At 52.6% G+C, this 1,115-nt stretch carries 1 protein-coding gene; it reads right to left on the bottom strand.

Annotated elements, in window-relative coordinates:
* A protein-coding gene (locus ABD827_RS17800) for an IS3 family transposase (protein ID WP_344966041.1) occupies positions 1 to 1,114 on the bottom strand; the annotation gives its coding sequence in 2 pieces (ribosomal slippage) (positions 1 to 856 and positions 856 to 1,114; 1,115 coding nt annotated over the 2 pieces). This gene is flagged as partial in the annotation.
* Position 1,115 lies beyond the last annotated feature (1 nt).

Consider the following 1,115-nt stretch of genomic DNA (forward strand, 5'->3'; position numbering starts at 1 on the left):
AGTCCGCCGTTGTATTGGTGCGGCCTGGTGTCGCTGTAATATCCGATTATATAATCGATGATCGCATGTTTAGCCTGCTGAAAACTGACGAACCCGCTTGCCGGGAACCACTCCGTTTTCAGAGACCGAAAAAACCTTTCCATCGGGCTATTATCCCAGCAGTTACCTCGTCGACTCATGCTCTGAGTCATCTGGCAGCGCCAGATACATTGCCTAAACTGGCGGCTGGTGTAATGACAGCCCTGATCCGAGTGGAACATCACTCCCTCGGGCTTTCCCCGGGCTTCAAACGCCATCGTCAGTGCCTTGGTGGTTAGCTGACTATCCGGAGACCACGACATCGCCCAGCCAATGGGTTTGCGGGCAAACAAATCCAGCACCACGGCCAGGTACGCCCAGCGGTTTCCGGTCCAGATGTAAGTCACATCGCCGCACCACACCTGATTCGGCTCTGTCACTGCAAATTGCCGAGCAAGCGTGTTGGGAATGTCAGGTTTCTCCTTGCCACCCGATTTATAGCGATGCTTTGGTAGCTGACAACTCGCCAGCCCTAACCGTTTCATACACTTGGCTGCTCGATAACGGCTGAGTTTAACACCGCGATTTGTTGCGATTTGAGCAATAGTTCTGGCCCCGGCTGACTGACTGCTTTCACGGTGGATGGCTTTCACCTCACAGTCGAGTCGAAGTTGCTTATCAGGCGCAGACTTTTTCCGACTAGCCCAGCTTTTATAGCTACTGCGGTGAACCCCGAAAATGCGGCAAAGCTGATTCACCGCGTAGCTCTTCTTGAACTTCTCGATTAGCGAGAATTGTTCAGGGAGTCGGACATCAAGAGAGCGGTAGCCTTTTTTAGAATTTCTTTCTCCATTTTGAGCTCCGCGACCTCCTTTTTAAGACGGTAGATCTCTCGCTGCTCCTCGGTGATGGGCTGGGCTTTTACCTCCTTGCCTCTTTGCTCATCACGAACCTGGCGCACCCACTTGCCGAGCGTAGAAACCCCAACGTCCATAGCCCTGGCCACATCAGTAACTGAACGGCCTTGGTCGAGAACCATCTGCACGATTTCCATCTTGTATTCGGCACTAAAACGGCGATGTGTCTTGCTTGTCATT

The sequence above is a fragment of the Oceanisphaera sediminis genome, assembly GCF_039539745.1.
In the GTDB taxonomy this organism is placed as follows: Bacteria; Pseudomonadota; Gammaproteobacteria; order Enterobacterales; family Aeromonadaceae; genus Oceanimonas; species Oceanimonas sediminis.